Source organism: Embleya hyalina, assembly GCF_003967355.1.
Lineage (GTDB): Bacteria > Actinomycetota > Actinomycetes > Streptomycetales > Streptomycetaceae > Embleya > Embleya hyalina.
Genome location: NZ_BIFH01000028.1, coordinates 47,877 through 65,691 on the forward strand (window position 1 = coordinate 47,877; position 17,815 = coordinate 65,691).

At 74.1% G+C, this 17,815-nt stretch carries 17 protein-coding genes; 6 read left to right on the forward strand and 11 right to left on the reverse strand.

What is annotated here, in order from left to right:
- Positions 1 to 57 precede the first annotated feature (57 nt).
- A complete protein-coding gene (locus EMA17_RS30530) occupies positions 58 to 2,037 on the reverse strand; it encodes a hypothetical protein (RefSeq protein WP_126640385.1) in 1,980 nt (659 codons plus the stop codon).
- A gap of 103 nt (positions 2,038 to 2,140) precedes the next feature.
- A complete protein-coding gene (locus tag EMA17_RS30535) occupies positions 2,141 to 4,423 on the reverse strand; it encodes an ATP-binding cassette domain-containing protein (protein WP_126640386.1) in 2,283 nt (760 codons plus the stop codon).
- A 135-nt stretch (positions 4,424 to 4,558) separates the two neighbouring features.
- Here EMA17_RS30535 and tsaD point away from each other — a divergent pair, with 135 nt between their 5' ends.
- The gene (gene tsaD, locus EMA17_RS30540) at positions 4,559 to 5,635 is read left to right on the forward strand and encodes a tRNA (adenosine(37)-N6)-threonylcarbamoyltransferase complex transferase subunit TsaD (RefSeq protein WP_126640387.1); all 1,077 of its coding nucleotides are present in this window, start codon (positions 4,559 to 4,561) and stop codon (positions 5,633 to 5,635) included.
- A gap of 31 nt (positions 5,636 to 5,666) precedes the next feature.
- Here the strand turns inward: tsaD and EMA17_RS30545 are convergent, their stop codons facing one another.
- Positions 5,667 to 5,960, reverse strand: coding sequence for a hypothetical protein (locus tag EMA17_RS30545; protein ID WP_126640388.1), 294 nt, complete (start codon positions 5,958 to 5,960; stop codon positions 5,667 to 5,669).
- A 78-nt stretch (positions 5,961 to 6,038) separates the two neighbouring features.
- Here EMA17_RS30545 and EMA17_RS30550 point away from each other — a divergent pair, with 78 nt between their 5' ends.
- Positions 6,039 to 6,725 (forward strand): helix-turn-helix transcriptional regulator, encoded by a 687-nt coding sequence (locus EMA17_RS30550; RefSeq protein ID WP_126640389.1) that lies wholly within the window; start codon positions 6,039 to 6,041, stop codon positions 6,723 to 6,725.
- Between the two features lie 19 nt (positions 6,726 to 6,744).
- On the opposite strand, the gene EMA17_RS30555 is transcribed toward EMA17_RS30550, so the two are convergent.
- Both EMA17_RS30555 and EMA17_RS30560 read right to left on the reverse strand, forming a co-directional pair.
- Positions 6,745 to 7,149, reverse strand: a complete 405-nt coding sequence (locus EMA17_RS30555; RefSeq protein WP_126640390.1) for a VOC family protein — start codon at positions 7,147 to 7,149, stop codon at positions 6,745 to 6,747.
- An 86-nt stretch (positions 7,150 to 7,235) separates the two neighbouring features.
- Positions 7,236 to 8,468: an MFS transporter gene (locus EMA17_RS30560; RefSeq protein ID WP_246126997.1), complete on the reverse strand. Its 1,233-nt coding sequence runs from the start codon at positions 8,466 to 8,468 to the stop codon at positions 7,236 to 7,238.
- 146 nt (positions 8,469 to 8,614) lie between these two features.
- On the opposite strand from EMA17_RS30560, the gene EMA17_RS30565 reads away from it, so the two are divergent.
- The 3 genes from EMA17_RS30565 to EMA17_RS52020 all read left to right on the forward strand — a co-directional run bounded on the left by EMA17_RS30565 (position 8,615) and on the right by EMA17_RS52020 (position 10,548).
- Positions 8,615 to 9,508 (forward strand): LysR family transcriptional regulator, encoded by an 894-nt coding sequence (locus EMA17_RS30565; protein ID WP_126640392.1) that lies wholly within the window; start codon positions 8,615 to 8,617, stop codon positions 9,506 to 9,508.
- Between the two features lie 87 nt (positions 9,509 to 9,595).
- Positions 9,596 to 10,228, forward strand: a complete 633-nt coding sequence (locus EMA17_RS30570) for a YigZ family protein (RefSeq protein ID WP_126640393.1) — start codon at positions 9,596 to 9,598, stop codon at positions 10,226 to 10,228.
- A 107-nt stretch (positions 10,229 to 10,335) separates the two neighbouring features.
- Positions 10,336 to 10,548 (forward strand): hypothetical protein, encoded by a 213-nt coding sequence (locus EMA17_RS52020; protein WP_160161616.1) that lies wholly within the window; start codon positions 10,336 to 10,338, stop codon positions 10,546 to 10,548.
- 62 nt (positions 10,549 to 10,610) lie between these two features.
- Here EMA17_RS52020 and EMA17_RS30580 read toward each other — a convergent pair whose 3' ends face one another.
- Together EMA17_RS30580 and EMA17_RS30585 are read right to left on the reverse strand one after the other, a co-directional pair.
- On the reverse strand, positions 10,611 to 11,204 hold the full coding sequence (locus tag EMA17_RS30580; RefSeq protein ID WP_126640395.1) for a DUF1349 domain-containing protein: 594 nt from the start codon (positions 11,202 to 11,204) through the stop codon (positions 10,611 to 10,613).
- 9 nt (positions 11,205 to 11,213) lie between these two features.
- The gene (locus EMA17_RS30585) at positions 11,214 to 12,719 is read right to left on the reverse strand and encodes an FUSC family protein (RefSeq protein WP_126640396.1); all 1,506 of its coding nucleotides are present in this window, start codon (positions 12,717 to 12,719) and stop codon (positions 11,214 to 11,216) included.
- Between the two features lie 52 nt (positions 12,720 to 12,771).
- On the opposite strand from EMA17_RS30585, the gene EMA17_RS30590 reads away from it, so the two are divergent.
- On the forward strand, positions 12,772 to 13,299 hold the full coding sequence (locus EMA17_RS30590) for a MarR family winged helix-turn-helix transcriptional regulator (RefSeq protein ID WP_246126998.1): 528 nt from the start codon (positions 12,772 to 12,774) through the stop codon (positions 13,297 to 13,299).
- 28 nt (positions 13,300 to 13,327) lie between these two features.
- Here the strand turns inward: EMA17_RS30590 and EMA17_RS30595 are convergent, their stop codons facing one another.
- The 4 genes from EMA17_RS30595 to EMA17_RS30610 form a co-directional block, all read right to left on the reverse strand.
- Positions 13,328 to 14,092, reverse strand: coding sequence for a nucleotidyltransferase domain-containing protein (locus EMA17_RS30595; RefSeq protein ID WP_126640397.1), 765 nt, complete (start codon positions 14,090 to 14,092; stop codon positions 13,328 to 13,330).
- Between the two features lie 125 nt (positions 14,093 to 14,217).
- Positions 14,218 to 14,835 (reverse strand): HD domain-containing protein, encoded by a 618-nt coding sequence (locus EMA17_RS30600; RefSeq protein ID WP_126640398.1) that lies wholly within the window; start codon positions 14,833 to 14,835, stop codon positions 14,218 to 14,220.
- Positions 14,836 to 14,856: 21 nt separating this feature from the next.
- On the reverse strand, positions 14,857 to 16,251 hold the full coding sequence (locus tag EMA17_RS30605) for a GMC family oxidoreductase (protein ID WP_126640399.1): 1,395 nt from the start codon (positions 16,249 to 16,251) through the stop codon (positions 14,857 to 14,859).
- A gap of 67 nt (positions 16,252 to 16,318) precedes the next feature.
- Positions 16,319 to 17,815, reverse strand: coding sequence for a PQQ-binding-like beta-propeller repeat protein (locus EMA17_RS30610; protein ID WP_126640400.1), 1,497 nt, complete (start codon positions 17,813 to 17,815; stop codon positions 16,319 to 16,321).

The window sequence follows — 17,815 nt, forward strand, 5'->3', positions numbered from 1 at the left end:
TTCGTACAGCGTACCGAGTTCCCTCGCGGTCGGCGGTCGGCGGTCGGCGCGGCCCGGTCAGGCCGGGCCGTCGCCTCGCTCGACGACGTCCCAGGCGTGGGCGAACAACTCGGGCAGGGTCAGGTGCCACGTGTGGTGGTCCCAGACCCGGTCGCCGATCACGCGCACGCCGAGCAGCCTCGCCTTCCACACCTCCATCGGCCACAGCGACTTGTGCGTCGCCCTGGCCCAGTCGCCCGGCAGGAAGACACCGCGCCCGGCTCGGGCGCGCTTGTCCGCGACCACGACGCCGGCCGTCTCCAGCGCGGCGGCGGCCCGCTTGTGGCGTGCGGTGTTCCAGCCGTTCCAGCGGCGCACCCGGCGATCGCTCGGGCGTTCGAGGGCGAGGAGTTGCAGGTACAGGGCCGCCGCGTCGGTGTCCACCGACAGCGCCTTGGCGACCCGGGCCACCGTCTCGGGCGCGGCGACGGCCGGGTCGCACTCGTATCCGCCCGGCGGCAGCGCGTCGCTCGTGATGCGCTCCGCCACCCGCCTGCTCCAGTCGCCCCGGATCAGGTCGACCACGTCTCGCGTGTACGCCCCGCCGGAGGCCACCTCGCGCAGCAGCGCCGAACGTTCGTCGTCGGCGTAGTACGCGGGCCGGAAGTACAGACGGGTGCTCGGGTCGGGGTGGCGCTCGGTGGGCTCGGCGATCGAGGCGATGGTCAGGCCGTCGTCGAAGGTCGCCGTGGTGAGCGGGATCGGGCCGACGTAGGGACGATCGCCGAACAACGCGCGCAGTCGGTCGGCGGAGTCGCGCATCCGCGCCGTGTAGCCGGCGTCGAGGAGCAGGCCCGGGTGGTCGAACCGGGCGCGCAACTCGGCCAGCAGGGCGGGCAGTCCGGCCCGGACCGGGTCCCCGGCGGGCAACTCGGCGTAGACCACGGGCAGTGCGCCGGAGAGCGACTTCAGGAACTCCTCGAACCAGCGCACCCCCTGTCCCTCGCTGGTGCAGTACACCCCGCCGAGGCCCTCGGCCAGCCAGGGGTCGTGGTCCACGCCGCTCAGCGGGTGATCGGCCGGGGCCAGGAACGCGCCACAGATCTGCGCGGCCGGGGTGTGCAGGGTGGCGTGGTCGAGTTCGGCCAGTACCGCCAGCGTCTCCTCCGGAACCGGGATCGTGCGCCCGAACCGGGCCACCCACGCGGCGCCGACGCGCTCGGCGAGCGCGTCGGCGCCGGTCGGCTCCCACAGTTCGGCCGGATCGTCCGGGAGCGTGCCCGCGCACACCTCCAGTCGGTCGGTCTCGGTGAGGCGGCGCAACTCGTCGAAGCCGGCTTCGAGTTCGGCCGGGCCCAGGCCCAACTCCCGGCGCTGGTCCGGCTCCATCCGGGGCAGGGTGTTGATGCCCCCGGCGTTGCCGGTCAGCAGCAGCGCGGACGCCGCGCGGGACACCCCGGTCGCCTCGGCCAGCCGGGCGCCCGCTTCGGCCACCCACGGCATCGGCCCGCGGGCGCGCACCGTCTCGACCAACCGGCGCAACTGCCCCGCGTCCCCCCAGCCGCGCGGCGCGTCGACCCACTCCACCGGCCCTCCGAACTCGGGCGGCGCGGCGTCCCCGGTCCACACCTGGAGCACGTCGCAGCGGCCGTCCCGGGGCCACGAGGTCGCGATGGTGGCCCCCCGCTCGTCGCGCACCGCCGTCGCGTCGGCGCGCGCGTTGCCCGTGCGGATCCGTACCGTCGGGTCGGCGAACACCGTGTCCGCCCACACCTCGAGCAGCGCGAGCAGCGCCTCGCGCCGCTCGGGCCCGGTCGACGGTGCCGCCGCGCGCAGCGCGACCGCCTCGATCCGGCCGATCAGCGCCGGCCAGGACCCGTCGCCGACGCGACCCGGCCCGTCGGACTCGGCGGACGGTGTCCAGGTGCCGCCGAGGTAGCCGCCGACCCGGGTGAAACCCGCCAGGATCCCGTGGTACCACATACCCGAGCCGGTGACGAGGCCGCCCAGCGCGGAGGAGAACCACTGGTCACGGGGGTCGACAGTCGTGTTTGCCATCCGACATGCCTATCGTGTCGCCCCGACGCCGGCCCCGGCGGCCCACGACCCCCGCGACTCCGGCGACCCGCGACCCCGGCCGCCCGCGGCCCCGGTGGGCGGGTCAGCCCACCCGTGCCCGCTCGGCCGAAGCCGACGCGGCCCGCAGGAACTCGCCCGTCGCCGAGTGCTCCGCCTCGACCAACTCGGCCGGGGTGCCCTCGAACACGACCGTGCCGCCGTGCTTGCCGCCGCCCGGACCCAGGTCGAGCACATGGTCGGCGCGCCGGATCACGTCCAGGTTGTGCTCGACCACCACCACCGTGTTGCCCGCGTCCACGAGCCGGTCGAGCAGCCCGACCAGGGTGTCCACGTCGGCCATGTGCAGGCCGGTGGTCGGCTCGTCGAGGATGTACACACTGCCCGTCTTGTGCAGCTCGCTCGCCAGCTTGAGTCGCTGCGCCTCGCCCCCGGACAACGAGGACAGCGGCTGCCCCAGGGTCAGATAGCCGAGGCCGACCTCGACCAGCGTGCTCACCCGGGCGCGCAACTCCGGTTCGGTGAACCAGTGCACCGCCTCGTCCGCGGTCAGCGCCAGCACGTCCACGATCGACTTGCCGCGCAGGGTGTACGCCAACACCTCGTTGCGGAACCGGCGTCCCTCGCACACCTCGCAGCGGGTGGTCACCGGGTCCATGAACGCCATGTCGGTGCGGACCACGCCGCGCCCCTCGCACTCGGGGCACGCGCCGGTCGAGTTGAAGGTGAACCATCCCGCGTCCACGTCGTTGGCCTTGGCGAACAACCGGCGCAGCCGGTCGAGGACACCCACATAGGTGATCGGCGTCGAGCGCGAGGTGGTACCCACGCCGGACTGGTCCACCACCACCGCCTCCGGATGCGCGGCGACCAGGACGTCCGAGATCAGCGTGCTCTTGCCGGAACCCGCGACGCCGGTGACCACGGTGAGCACGCCGGTGGGGATGTCCGCGTCGACGTCGCGCAGGTTGTGCAGGTTCGCGCCGCGGATGGGCAGCGCGCCGGTCGCGGTGCGCACGATCGGCTTGAGCGCGGCGGGCCGGCGCAGCGCCCGCCCCGTCGGTGTGTCGGCCGTGCGCAGGTCGGCGAACGGGCCCTCGAACACCACGGTGCCGCCGTGGACGCCCGCGCCCGGGCCGACGTCGACGACGTGGTCCGCGATCGCGATCACGTCCGGGTCGTGTTCGACCACGAGCACGGTGTTGCCCTTGTCCCGCAACCGGGTGAGCAGGTCGCACAGCCGGACCACGTCGCGCGGATGCAGGCCCACGCTCGGCTCGTCGAAGATGTACGTCATCCCGGTCAGGCTCGACCCGAGGTGGCGCACCATCTTCAGCCGCTGCCCCTCCCCGCCGGACACCGTCGAGGTGGGCCGGTCCAGATGCAGGTAGCCGAGCCCGATCGCGACGATCCGCTCCAACGCGACGGCGGCCGGCCGGGCCACCCGACGCGCGACCGGATCGCTCAGCCCCGTGAGCACCGGCACCAGGTCGGCGATCTCCATCGCCGCGTAGTCGGGCAACGAGCGCCCCTCGATCAGCGACGCCCGCGCCGCCGCGTTCAACCTGGCTCCCGCGCAGTCCGGGCACGGCCCTTCGGTGACGAACCGGGCCAGTGTCTCGCGACTCTTCTCGGCCAGCGCCGAGGTGTCCCGCTTGAGATAGAGCCGATTGAACCGGTCGACCAGACCCTCGTAGTCGATGTGGTGCCGGCCGTTGCTGTTGACGATCTCCACCTTGGCTCCGGTGCCGTGCAGGAACAACCGCCACTGCTCGTCGGTGAACTCGCGCACGGGTACGTCGGTGGGGTACAGGCCGTGGTGCGAGTACAGCTGCCACTGCCAGCCGCCGACGGGGAACCCCGGGTGGCGGATCGCGCCCTCCCGGATCGACCGGGACGGGTCGATCAGCGCGTCCAGGTCCAGCCGTACGGTCCGGCCCAGCCCCTCGCAGGTCGGACACATGCCGCCGGGCGCGTTGAACGAATAGTGGTTGGCCGGCCCCGCCGACGGGGTGCCGTGCCGGGAGAACAACACCCGGAGCAGCGGATGGATGTCGGTCATGGTGCCCACCGTCGACCGCGAGTTGCCGCCGATCGGGCGCTGATCGACGACGATCGCCGTGGACAGGTGCTCGATCGAATCGGCCCGGGGCCGCTCGTGTTTGGGCAGCCGGTTGCGGATGAACGCCGGGAACGTCGCGGCGAGTTGCCGCTGTGATTCGATGGCGATGGTGTCGAACACGATCGACGACTTGCCCGATCCGGAGACTCCGGTGAACACCACGATCCGATTCTTGGGGATGCGGAGCGAGACGTTCCTGAGGTTGTGTTCCCGGGCGCCGGTGATCACGATGTCGTCGTAGTTCATGCCGCCACGGTATGGAGGGGTCCCTGACAGGTGATGTCAAGGATTCGCCGGCGATCGCGGAGTGGCCCGGGCCGCCGCCGCAGGCGTGTTGCGTGTGATGTGCAATTACCTCGGTGGGGCAACTAGGCTCGGCGCATGAGCGCATCACCCATCGTCCTCGGCATCGAATCGTCCTGCGACGAGACCGGGGTCGGCCTGGTCCGCGACGGCCGACTGCTCGGCCACGCCGTGTCCACGAGCATCGCCGAACACGTGCGCTTCGGCGGCGTGGTGCCGGAGATCGCGGCCCGCGCGCACGTGCACGCGGTGACCCCGACGGTTCGGGCCGCCCTGGAGTCGGCGGGCCTGCGGCGCGGCGACATCGGCGCGGTGGCGGTGACCACGGGGCCGGGCCTGGCCACCGCGCTCCAGGTCGGCGTGGCCGCCGCCAAGGGCTTCGCGCTCGCCCTGGACGTGCCCCTGTACGGGGTGCACCACCTGGCCGGACACGTCGCCGCCGACACCCTCGAACACGGGCCGCTGCCCGACCCGAGCGTGGTGCTGATCGTCTCCGGCGGACACACCTCGCTGCTCCTGGTGCGCGACCTCGCCCGCGACCCGATCGTGCACCTCGGCGACACCCTCGACGACGCGGCGGGGGAGTGCTTCGACAAGGTGGCCCGGGTGTTCGGCCTGCCCTACCCGGGCGGCCCGGCCATCGACCGGGCGGCGCGCGACGGCGACCCCGACTCCGTGGCCTTCCCCCGCGGACTGACCGGCCCGCGCGACGACCCGTACGCGTTCTCCTTCTCCGGCCTGAAGTCCGCCGCCGCCCGCTGGGCCGAACGCGTGCGCGCGCAGGGCGCCGAACTCCCGGTCGCGGACGGCGCCGCCGCGCTCCAGGAGGCGGTGGCCGACGTGCTGACCCGCAAGGCGGTCGCGGCCTGCCGCGCCCACGACGTACGCACCCTGGTCGTGGTCGGCGGCGTCGCGGCCAACTCCCGGGTGCGCTCGCTCGCGGCGGAGCGTTGCGCGGCGGCGGGCATCGCACTGCGGGTACCGCCGCCGCGCCTGTGTACCGACAACGGCGCGATGATCGCCGCCGTCGGCGACCTGCTGATCCGCGCCGGCGCCGCCCCGGCCCCCCTCGACGTCTCGATCGACCCGTCGGCGCCGCTGGAATACGCGTCGCTGCGGCCGACGGCGCCGGCGGCGCGCCGGGCGGCGGGGTAGTGCCCGATCGCTCGGCGCGGCGCTTCGCCGGTCAGGGCGTGTAACGCAGGAGCCAGTCGCGGTCCGGGTCGCGGCCGAAGTCGGGGTCGTTGGGTGGGTCGGCCGGCTTCTCCTCGACCAGGTCGGCCGATGCCACCCGCTCGGGCAGGTGCCCCCAACGCGCGGCGCGGGCGGCCTGGTCGGCGTCCGGATCGGCCGCCGTGCCCGCCGCGGCCGGCGGTCGCGGGTGGTCGTCGCCTCGCTCGGCGTCGGGTCGTTGTCCGGTGTCGGGTCGTGCTTCGCCGTCCGGCTGTCGTTCGAGGTCGGACCGTCGTTCGTTGTCCATGAGTAACCCCTGCCCTGTTCAGGCCGTGCCCGCTTGACGGCTCAACGGTACCTCCGGCGGCGCGGGGATAATGGGGTCGTGTACGTCGAACGTCGTTCCCGCCTGGCTCCGCTGATCGTCTGGACCCGAACCGTCGAGGCGGACGGATCCGCGCGGGTGCTCCCGGACGGCTGCATCGACCTGATCTGGTCCGGCGACGAGCTGGTCGTGGCCGGTCCCGACACGTCGGCGCACGTCGTGGAGGACCGGGTCGGGGCGCGCTACGCGGCGGTGCGCTGCGCCCCCGGGGTCGGGCCGGCGCTGCTCGGGACGCCCGCCGACGCGCTGCGCGACCGGCGGATCCCGCTGGCCGACGTGTGGGGCGAGCGCGACGTGCGGATCCTGAGCGAACGCGCCGCCGCCGCCCCCGACCCGGCGGCCTTCCTGGAGGAACTGGCCGCCGCGCGGCTGCGCGACCGCGACCCCGAGGCGGCCCGCTTCGCCGGCACCGTGGTCGACGGGTTGCGGGCCGGCGCCGACGTCGCGACGGTCGCCGCCGGCGTGCGACTGAGCGAGCGCCAACTGCACCGCCGCTCGCTGGCCGCCTTCGGCTACGGGCCCAAGACGCTGGCCCGGGTGTTGCGCCTGGAACGGGCGCTCGACCTGGCCCGCGGCGGGATGCCGCCGGCCCGGGTCGCGGCGGGCACCGGCTACGCCGACCAGGCCCACTTCGCCCGCGACGTCAAGGCACTGGCGGGCGTGCCGCTGCGCACCCTGCTGGGCTGAGCGCGCGGCCCCGCGCCGGCTACGCGGTCCGCGGTGCGAGCAGGTCCACGCCGTTGCCGTCCGGGTCGTGCAGTACGGCGTAGCGCTGTCCCCAGAACGCGTCCCACGGCGCCCGGTATCCGGTGAACCCGGCGGCGACCAGCTCGGCGTACTTCGCGTCGACCTCCGCCGGGTCGGCGAACGCGAAGGCCAGCGAGGCCCGGTGGCCGCCCGTGGGCGGGGTCCAGTCCGGGGCGAACGAGCGGACCGTCGCGATCGTGTCGAGAACCAGCAACGGGCCGTCGGGCAGCGTCACTTCGACGTGCGGCTCGGCGTCGGCGTCGGCCGGGACGGCCAGGCCCAGGGCCCGGTAGAACGCGAGCGAGGCGGCCATGTCGGCGACCACGAGCCCGATGAAGTGGAAGCGGGGAGTGGGAGAAGTCATGCCCGCACGCTAGCCGGCCGCGGCGATCGTGGTCTTGAACGAATCGGACGTGTCGCCGAGACGGCCCGACGCCCGGCGGGCTCGGCTCAGCGCCCGGCACGCCGGCCCCACACCAGCGCGAGCAGCGTGGTCGCCGCCGCCGGGACGGCGCCGAACCACAACACGCTCGACGTGGCCACCGCGTCCACCGCGACCCCGCCGAGCAGCGAACCCAGCGAGATGGCCACTTGGAACCCGGTGACGAAGACCGCCGAGCCCGCCTCGGGCGCGTCCGGCGCCACCCGCGACATCCACCCCTGCAAGGCGACCGGGACCGCACCGTACGCCAACCCCCACACGAGCATCGCCGCCGCGGTCCCGGGGGTCCACGTCCCCGACACCGCGAGCACCACGACCGCCGCGGCGAGCAGCCCGGCGGCCAACGCGAGCGTGCGGTGCGGCGGGCGGGCCGCGTATGCCCCGGCCAGTACGTTCCCGACCACCCCGGCCACGCCGTAGCCCAGCAGCAGCGCGCCGATCGGCCCCGGGCCCAGGCCGCCCGCCTCCTCCAGGACCGGTCGTACGTAGGTGTACGCGCCGAAGTGCCCGGCGATCACCAGGACCAGCGCCGCCGCACCGGCCACGACCCCGCCGCGCCGCAGCAGCGCCGGGATGTCGCGCGGCCGCACCGCCCGTTCGGCGGGCAGCGGCGGGAGCAGGACGAGCAGGGCGACCAGTACGGCGGCGCTGAGCCCGGCCATCGCGGCGAAGGCGACCCGCCAGCCGGCCCACTCGCCGATCATCGTGCCCACCGGCACGCCGACCACCGAGGCCACCGACACGCCGCCGAAGATCACCGCCGAGGCCCGACCGACCGAACCGGCCGGCACCAGTCGCACCGGCAGGCTCGCGCCGATCGCCCAGAAGCCGCCGATGCTGACGCCCACCAGGACGCGCGCCACCAGCAGCGTGGCGAAGTTCTGCGCGAGGGCGGCGATCGTGTTGGCGGCGAACAGCACGATCATCATCGCGGCGAGCACGATCCGCCGATCCACCCGCCCGGCGGCGACCAACACCGTCGGGGCGGCGAATCCGGCGGCCACGGCGGCCAGGGTCATGGCCAGGCCCGTGGCGCCGTCGGAGACGTGCAGGCCGTGCGAGATCGGGGTGAGCAGGCCGACGGGCAACATCTCGGTGCTGACCACCGCGAAGGTGCCGACGGCGATCGCGGCCACGGCGAGCCAGGACCGCAACGACGCGCTCTCGGGCGGCGGATCGATGGGGGCGGGTTCGGCGGGAGTGGGCAGGGGTGCGTCGGTGTCGACGACGGGGTTGGACATGCCCTCCACCCTGGGCACGGCCCCGATCCCGAACAACGGCGAAGATCGCATGCGAGCATAGGGGCGGCTTATGCTCGCAGGTCGCCACGTGGGAGACGGCCCGCTCGGGCTCGGTGCCCGGGGTCGAGCGCGGGAGGGGAAACGGGATGAGTGTGGAGTTTCGGGAGCTGGAGTGCTTCGTCGTGCTGAGCGAGGAGCTGCACTTCACCCGTACCGCCGCAAGGCTCTACACCTCGCAGGCCCGGGTCAGCCAACTGCTGCGGCAACTGGAGGACCGGATCGGCGCACGACTGTTCGAGCGCAGCAGTCGCCGGGTCCGACTCACCCCCCAGGGGGAGCTGTTCCTGGCCGAGGTACGACCCGCCTTCACGACCCTCACCGGCGCGGTCGACCGGGCCAAGGCCCGCGCCCGGGGCATCGAGGGCGTGCTGCGGATCGGCTTCGTCGGCACCCCGTACGGCACCCTCCTCGACCTGGTCGGCGACTTCCGTGCCCGGCATCCGCAGGCACGCGCCGACCTGGTCGAGATGCCGCTGTCGGATCCGTTCGGCCCGGTGCTGCGCGGCGAGATCGACGCCGCGTTCGTCACCTTGCCGGTGGGCGATCCCACACTGCGCACCGGCCCGGTGATCGCCGCCGACCCGCTGGTGCTCGGCGTCTCGACGCGGCACGCGTTCGCGCGGCGCGCGCACGTGGACGCGGAGGAGTTGGCCGACTGCGTGTTCGTGGAGATCGCCGGACCCGCGCCCGCGCCCTGGCGTGAGCTCCAGTCGCCGACGGTGACCCCGGGTGGGCGGCCGATCCCGCGCGGACCGGGCGCCGGCACCCTCCAGGAGGTGCTGTCGCTGATCGCGGGCGACCACGGCGTGCTGCTGTTCTGCGCCCAGTTCGCCGGGTACAACGGCCGCCCCGACGTGGCCTTCCTGCCGGTGACCGGGCTGACCGAGTCGGCGGTGACGCTCACCTGGCGGCGCGGGGAGGAGACCACCCTGCTGCGCGCGTTCGTGGCCGCCTCGAGGCGGCAGATCGTACCGGCGTAGCCGCGCACGGTGAGCCCCGGCCCGGGCCGGGCGCCGTCGGGCCCTACCTTGGGGGCGTCCGCCGATCCCGTACCGAAGGCCCCGGTCATGCCGCTGCTCACGATCAAGTCCGAAGGTGAGGTCGAGATCGAGGTCCGGCGTTCCCGTTTCGTGTGCGCCCTTGCCCGGGTGTCCGACGACACGCAGGCGCAGGACTTCCTGGCCCGCCGCCGGGCGCTGCACGCGTCCGCGCGGCACAACTGCTCGGCCTGGATCGCGGGCGGGCAGGAGAAGGCGTACGACGACGGCGAACCGTCGGGAACGGCCGGCGCGCCGATGCTCCAGGTGTTGCGGCGCCGCGAGCTGACCGAGACCGTCGCGGTGGTGACCCGGTACTTCGGCGGCATCATGCTCGGCGCCGGCGGCCTGATCCGCGCCTACGGATCGGCGGTGACCGAGGCGGTGGACGCGGTCGGTGTGGTCGAGTTGCGCCCGATGCTGGTGCTGACGGTGGACGTCGACCACGCGCACGCCGGGCGGCTGGAGAACGACCTGCGCGGGCTCGGCCACGAGGTGCGCGACATCCGCTACGGCGCCGAGGTGGCGATCGACGTCTGCGTCCCGGAGCCGGACCGGGACCGCTTCGTGGCGCGGCTGACCGACCTGACCGGCGGCCGGGCGGGCGCCCGCGAGACCGGGCGCACGTTCGTCGAGGTGGACGCCTCCCCAAACACTTCCTGACGGACTTCTCACGCCTGTACGCCCCCATGCCGGTTGAAACCCGCTTCAGGTCGGAACACCAATGGGTGTACGGGTACTCGCGAGGGGCTGCGGGAAATGAGGAAGTGATGACGGCTGGATACGACGAGAAGTCGGCCATCGACCAGGCCGAGGTCGTCCGGGCGGTACGCGAGCGGGTGATCCGGGCCCGGTCCGTGCTGGCGGAGGCGAGTGACGCGCACGACACGAACGCCCTGCCGCCGGCGCTCGACGAGTTGGAGGACGCGCTGCACGAGGCGCGGGAATACGGCGTGAGCATTCCACCGGCGGGCGGCGCCTGAGCGGTCGCCTTGCCGGCTTCGGGGTGCCTGTCGCGGGCATGCCTGTTTCGGGAGCGCTTGTCTCAGGGGCTTTCGTGCAGGCCCGCGTCGGCGGGGCCGAGGACGAACCGGGTGAAACGCACCCGCAGGCCCGCGCGCTCCGGTGAGCAGCAGAACGGCCCGGCACCGGCCGAGGCGTCCGGGGACAGCGGGGCGAGTCGGATGGTCCGCCAGGGCTCGTCGGCGTGTCGCGCCCGGATGGTGAGCGCGTCGCCGGCCCGGCTGACCCGGACGGTGATCGGCCCGCCCGCCCACTCGGGCACCGGGGCGATCGACCAGTCGGAGACACCGCGGGTGACCACGGCTCCGACGTGCAGCGCGCCGTCGGTGACCTCGACGCCCGCCTTGACCCAGGTTTGCTCGTCCACCCGGACGAACACCCCGGCCTGGTCGTAGAGCGTGTCGAAGTCCGCCTCGAACGTGACCTCCACCGCCGTGCCCGGCGGCAGGTCGGTGAGCAGCGCACTGCCGGTGTCGCGGGTGAAGCCGTAGGACGTCTGCCGCCAGAAGTCGGCGCCCGACACCGGGGTGACCACCAGCGCGTCCTCGTCGCGCTCGACGCCGGCCGGCGGGTTGAGCCAGTGCGCGTCGTCCCAGTCCACCGCCACGGAGTCCATGCGGCGACCCTATCCCGGCGCTCGTTCGGCCTCGTCCGGGTGCTTGTTCGCCGGCCGGGGCGCGGCGGGGCGGAAGATCGTGGCGAGGCAGGCGAGCGCGGCGTCGAGGTCGGCGAGCGGGTTTCCCGGGGTTCCGCGGGTGGTGGGCAGCGGGCGGTACGGCGTGCCGGGGCGACGGCCGATCGCGCGGCGCACGGCGCCGACGTTGGCCGCCACGGCGGTCCTGGCCTCGGCCGTCGGGGTGTGTCCGGGGGCGGCCTCGGCGAGGCGGTGGGCCGGTCCCACGCAGGCGCGTACCGCGTCGATCGCCTGGACGGGATGCGGGCCCGGACGGCGTCGGCGGACCAGGCGGTGGTGGGCCCGCAGGGCCGGTTCGAGCGGGTGCAGCGCGGCGACGGCGGCGTCGAAACGGTGCACCGGGTGGTCGGAGGGCGGCGGTGTGCCCGATATGCCCGGTGGGCCGGCGAGGATCGGGGTGAGCGCGGCCAGGGCGTCGGCGACCCGGCGGCGCAGGATGTCCACGGTGCGGATCGGCAGGATCAGCCAGGCGGCGGCCACGCCGAGCGCGGCCCCGAGCAGGATCGCGGCCAGGCGATCGACCAGGAGGTCCGGAGCGGGTTGCCCGAAGTAGCCGTAGAGCAGGGACAGTACGGCGGTCACGCAGGCGGCCCAGTAGGCGTAGTCGATCGTGCGCAGCCAGGAGCCGAGGGCGAGCAGGGCGAACATGACCGGTACGGCGCCGGCGTCGTGTGCGGCGAACGTGCCGCCGAGCACGGTGGCGAGGAGGGTGCCGGCCGCGGCGCCGGCGGTGCGCAGTACGCCCCGGTGCAGCGCGTCGCCGCGGCCGCGGGTGCCGGCGCAGACGAGGTAGGTGGTGAGCACGGCCCAGGACCAGTGTGTGGGCCAGAAGCGGTGGCCGAGGGTGAAGGCGGCGCCGAGGGCGAGACCGGTCTGCAGCGCCATGCGCGTGCTCGGGGCGAGGCGGCGCCGTGGGCCGGTGGGGGCGGGGGCTCCGGTCGGGCGTGGTCCGGGACGGGGAGAGGCGACGACCTGGTGCACCGCGCCGACCCAGACGGCGGTGACCAGTGTGCTCAGGCCGACCCACAGGGTGTGCGTGTGGTCGGGGGGACGGGTGCCGACGGCGGGCAGGATCAGGCTCGCCACCAGGGGCAGCGCGGCGACGTTTCCGGCGGCGGCGACGCGGGGGGCGAAGCGGCGCAGTTCGACGGTGGTCGCCATGGCGAGTGTGAACAGGGTGCCGCCGACGGCGGGATGGCGCGGGATCAGGGCGCCGATCTCGGCGGCGAGCATGGCGACCGGGGGCAGGACGAGGCCGGCGAGCGCGCGGTCGAGCGGGTCGGCGTCGCGTTGGGCGCGGGCCAGGGTCAGCGCGATCACCACGGTCGCGACGACGATGTCGGCGTGCAGGTGGGCGGCACGTTGCAGGAGGAGGGCCGAGCCGTAGGCGGCGAGTACCGAAACCATCGCGACGGTGGTCGCGCGAGGCGATTCCATGACGGAAATAGTAAGCGTAAGCTTAGTAAATGGTAAGTGATAGCTTGGCAATATGACCGGAGCGGGAACGAGCATGCCGCCGTCGACGGCCGCCGGGCAGGTCGACGGGCGGCCCGACGGGCGGGCCGAGTCGGGCGATGTGGCCGAGATCCGGCGCGGGATCACCGCGGTCGCCGGGCGTATGCGGGCGAGTCGGTCGGCCGACGCGCTGAGCAGCAACAAGGTGGTGGTGTTGGGCCGGCTGCTGCGCCACGGGCCGTGTACGCCGGGCGAACTGGCCGCCGCCGAGCATCAGCAACCCCAGTCGCTCACCCGGGTCTTCGCGGAGTTGGCCCGGGACGGTCTGCTCACCCGGGCCAGGGACGCCCGGGACGGGCGACAGTCGGTGCTCACGCTGACCCCGGCCGGCCGTGCGGCGCTGGTGCGCGACGCGGCGGAGCGGGACGCGTGGCTGGCCGGGGCGATGGAATCGCTCACCGAAACCGAGCGGCAGGTGTTGCGCCTCGCCGCCGACCTGATGCGGCGGATGGCCGGCGACGGGGCGAGCGACGCGGAAGTACCGCCCGAGAATGATAAGTGACCCAGTACTACATCGTCACGGTGCCACGTCAGTTCGGGCGGCTCGCCGTCAGGGCCCCGTCCAGCAGCGCGCGCGTGTCGGCGATCGCGCCGGACAGGGTGGACGCGGTGAGCCGGCCGGCGATCTCGTCGACGTCACGCAGGCCCGCCCGGTCGAGCAGGGTCTTCTCGTTGGTCACCCACTCGCCGCGACCGGCCGACACCGCGTGTGCCGCCTCGCAGGCCGCACGGCCGATCGCCCCCGCGACGTCGGTGACATGCCCGTGTGCGGCGTGCGCCCGGTCCGCGTAGGCGAGGGTCAGGCGCGCGTCGTCGCTCCACCGGGCGTGTGCGGCGCGGCGCAGCGCCGCCGGGTAGGACGGGCGCGGCAGGTCGCCGAACAGCACCCGGTTGACCGCGAGTTCGGCGACCACGAGGTAGGTGGGCACACCGGCGAGGTGGAACATCAACCGCTCGACCTCGAAGCGACCCTCCCGTGCCTCGGCCAACCTCCGTTCCACGTCCGCGAGTTCGCGATAGTGGAGGTCGATCGCCCGGTCCTCCACGGTGAGCCGGGCGCCACCGTTGAAGACCCCGCCGCCCCAGGCGCCGAACTCCGACACCTCGCCCGGCCAGCCCAGCCCCCGGATCGCGTCGGGGGTGAAGCCGTCGCGGTAGTAGACCGCGAAGTCCCAGTCGCTGTCGGGTCGGTGCCGACCCTGGGCGCGCGATCCGCCGAGCGCCACGGCGGCCACACCGGGCAGCGCGGCGAGACGTTGGGTGACGTGTGTGGTGAAGGATGCGTCACTGGTCATGTTCGGCAGCGTATCCCGGTGCCGGTGGAACGGTCGGCCGGGCTCGTGGGTCGGGCTCGCGGGTCGGGGCCCATCGGTCGAGACCCGTCGCAAGCCCGTCGCAACCCCGTCGCAAGGCCCGTCGGTCAGGGCTTGAGGTAGCCGCGCCGCACCGCCTCGTCGATCAGTTCCAGGGTGTACGCCCACAACGACGGGGAACCGTCCTCGATCGTGCCGCCCTGCTTGGCCAGCACCTCGGTGCGGGTGAGGTCGTACTCGCGCCAGGTGCCGCCCTCGGTGTGGAAGTTGAGCAGGCACGGCTGGAAACGGTCGATCGCCTTCGCGAAGCGCGCGTCGGGCGTTTCGCGGGCCTCGAACTCCTCCCACAGCGCCCGGAGTTCGCTGCCCTGTGCAGCCGGAAGCAGGCCGAATATGCGGTCCGCGCCGCGCTGCTCGCGCTCGGCCTGGTCGACCTCGGCGACGCTGTCGTAGTAGAAGGTGTCGCCCGCGTCGATCTCGACCAGGTCGTGGATCAACAACATCCGGGTCACCCGGGCCACGTCGACATCGGTCGCGGCGTGCTCGGCCAGCGTGCCGGCCAGCATGGCCAGGTGCCACGAGTGCTCGGCGGTGTTCTCGCGTCGGGAGGCGTCCGCGATCAGGTTGCGCCGCACCACGCCCTTGAGTCGGTCGATCTCCAGGACGAAGCCGACCTGCGCGGCCAGGTGCGGGTCGGTGGGCGGGAACAGCGGGACACCGGACAAGGGAACTCCTAGGTCGAACGATCACGCGGTATCCAGATCGCACCACCGTTCCGCGAGCGCGGTCACCAGCAGGTGGGTGTTGGTACGCGGCACGGTCGGGATCACGGACGCGTCCACGATATGCAATCCGCGCGTCCCGAATACCGCCCCGGTCGGGTCGACCACCCCGGCGGCCGGGTCCTCGGCCATCCGGCAGGTGCCGACGCCGTGGTAGAAGGCGTAGTGGGTGCGCCGGATCAGTTCGTCGGACTCGGCGTCACCGAGCGCGGCCGCGTGGTCGGCCTCGCCGTTGTCGAGGAGGATCCCGCTCTCGCGCGCGATGCGGGCGGCGAGCCGGCGGCCCTCGCGCAGCCGGGCCAGGTTGTCGGGGTGGGCCGGGAACGGCCAGTCGATCCGGGCGGGCGCGTCGGGATCGGAGGAGGTGGGGGTCACCGTGCCGGCGCCGGCGGGGAGTTGCAGGCTCACGCTGATGTCCAGCTCGCATGTGCCGTCCGGGTCGCGCCGGGCGACGGGGGTCAGTTGGAGGTCGTGGCGGTGGTGGGCGGTCGCCTTGGCGATCACCTGGAGGGTGGGCGCGTCGGCCGGGACCGCGTCGGGGTCGACCCGGGCGGCGAAGGGGACCACCGGGTGGTCGGTCAGATGCCGGCCCACGTGCGGGTTCGCGGCGGCGAGCCCGGAGCGGACGAGCAGGAGCGGGGACTGCACCACGCCGGCCGCGAGGATCACCCGCCCGGCGGGCACGATGGCGCCGTCGGCGAGTTCGACGCCGACCGCACGGCCGTGTTCGACCAGCACGCGCGCGACGTGCGTGTCGGCGCGTACGGTGACCCGGTCGGCCGCGCCGGCCAGGTAGGCGGCGGCGTTGGAGACCCGGGTGCGGTCCCGGCGGTTCATCGGGATCGGGCCGACGCCGGTGCCGGTGGGCGCGTTGTGGTCGGCGCAGTCCGGGATGCCGACCGCCGCGCAACCGGCGGCGAACGCGGCCTGGAGCGGGGCCCAGTCGGCGCGCGGGTGTCGGATGATCGGGATCGGCCCGTCGGTGCCGTGGTAGGGCCGGTCGCCGAAGTCGAGATCGTGCTCGATCCGGTTCAGGCACGGCAGCATGTCGGTCCAGGACCACCCCTCGGGCCAGGTGTCGAAGTCCTCGGGTTCGGGGCGCATGGCCACCGCGCCGTTGGTGGCGGACGAGCCGCCGACCACCCGGCCGCGCGCGTACCGCAGGTCCCGATCGCCGGAGACGACCGTGTCGCCCCAGTCGTAGGGCGCCCGGATCGGGCGGGACAGCCGCCGCAACTCCTCGGGCAGCGCGGCGGGTCCGGCTTCGAGCAGGAGCACGTCGTGACGCTCCGACAACCGCGCGGCGATCACACACCCGGCCGACCCGGCCCCGACCACGACAACCTCGAAACCCCGCATGTTGCCCACTTCCGTGCGAACTGACGACCCGTCATAGCTATCATGGCCATGATGGAGTGACAAGAGATCACCCGGGAGGCGGCGGATCGATCGGCGGCGCACCGTAGACCGCCGGCGGGCCCGCGTCGTGGGCACGGGGGATCAACACGACGACGTCGCCGCGGCGCTCGACCAGCGTGGAGGGCTGGATGGTCCCGGGGTCGGCCCGGGGGGCGGATCCGATGGTTTGCACGCGCCCCGCTCGATGGCGGTCGCGTCGTTCGAGGGTGAAGCCGTGCGGCCCCGGGCGGGGGTGTCCGGCTCCGGAGGCGTCGTGGCCGGAGTCGCCGACGACGGTGTAGACGTAGTCCTCGTCGATCCCGGCCATCAGCATCACGTCGAACATCCGGTCCGACCCGGGGCTGTCGCCGACCCACCGGGCCCTGCCGGTGTCCAGGTCCAGGGCCACCATCCGCACCGGCAGGTGCCGGTCCCGCTCGGTGTACGCGCCGGCTCGGGCCGGTGCGTACAGGACGCCGTCGGCCACGCGCATGCCGGAGGATCGTGGGCCGCGGTCGTCGCCGGCCCGGTACGGCAGCGCGAGCGACCCCCACGGGCCCTCCGGGGGGATCCGGCGGGTGATGCGGCCGAGGTCGTCCAGGACCAGGATGCGCGGCGCGCCCTCCTCCGAGGTCCGCATGTGCGCGATCAGCACGGGCGGATCCGCCGAGACGATCGTGAAGAGGCCGCCGTCGCCGGTCCCGCCGCCCATCACCCGACGGCTCCAGCGCACGGCCCCGGTGCGCGGGTCCAGGCGTGCGGCGTAGGACGACTCCTCCCGCCCGGACGACGCGGAGGAGCCGACCAGCAGGCCGCTCGGCCCCGAGGCGAGCGACTGGACCCAGGTCCGATCGGACCCGCTGCCCGCGTCGTGCGCCGGCACCGCGTAGGACCAGCGCGCGGAGCCGTCGGCGAGGTCGTACGCCGCGACCGTCGACCGCCGTGCCCCCGTCCCCGTGTCCGCGTCGGCCGCCGCCCCCATCGCCACCACACCGTCGGCGAGCACGATCGGTGTGCCGACGGCCGCCCATCGGGGCAGCGCGGGCACCCGCCGGGTCCATGCCTCGGCGCGGGTGCGCAGGTCGTACGCGGTGAGCAGGTCGCAGGTCCCGTGCGGCCCCGGGGACGACCACAACACGACACCGACCGTGCCGGCGATCCCGGAACTCATCGCGCACATGGTCGCGCCGACCGTCGGCACCGGCAGCCGCGCCGCGTCACCGGTGCGCAGGTCGTACGCCGTCACCCCCGAGCCGACCGCCCCCATCACCAGGGTTCGTTCCCAGATCCAACCCGCGCTCTCCGGGTACACGACGTCCGCGCCCGGCGCGGGCGGCGGGCGGGCGGCCGACGACCACAGCCGCTCCAGCGGCGCGCCCGGCGGTGAAGCCGGCCGGATCGTGTCGGAATGGTCGCCGGGCGGGGTGCCGTCGTCGACGTCGAACCCGATGCCTCCGAGCAGTACCAGCAACAGCGCGACCACGGCCGGTGATCGGCCGCGCCGGGCCACGCCTCCCGATCGCAT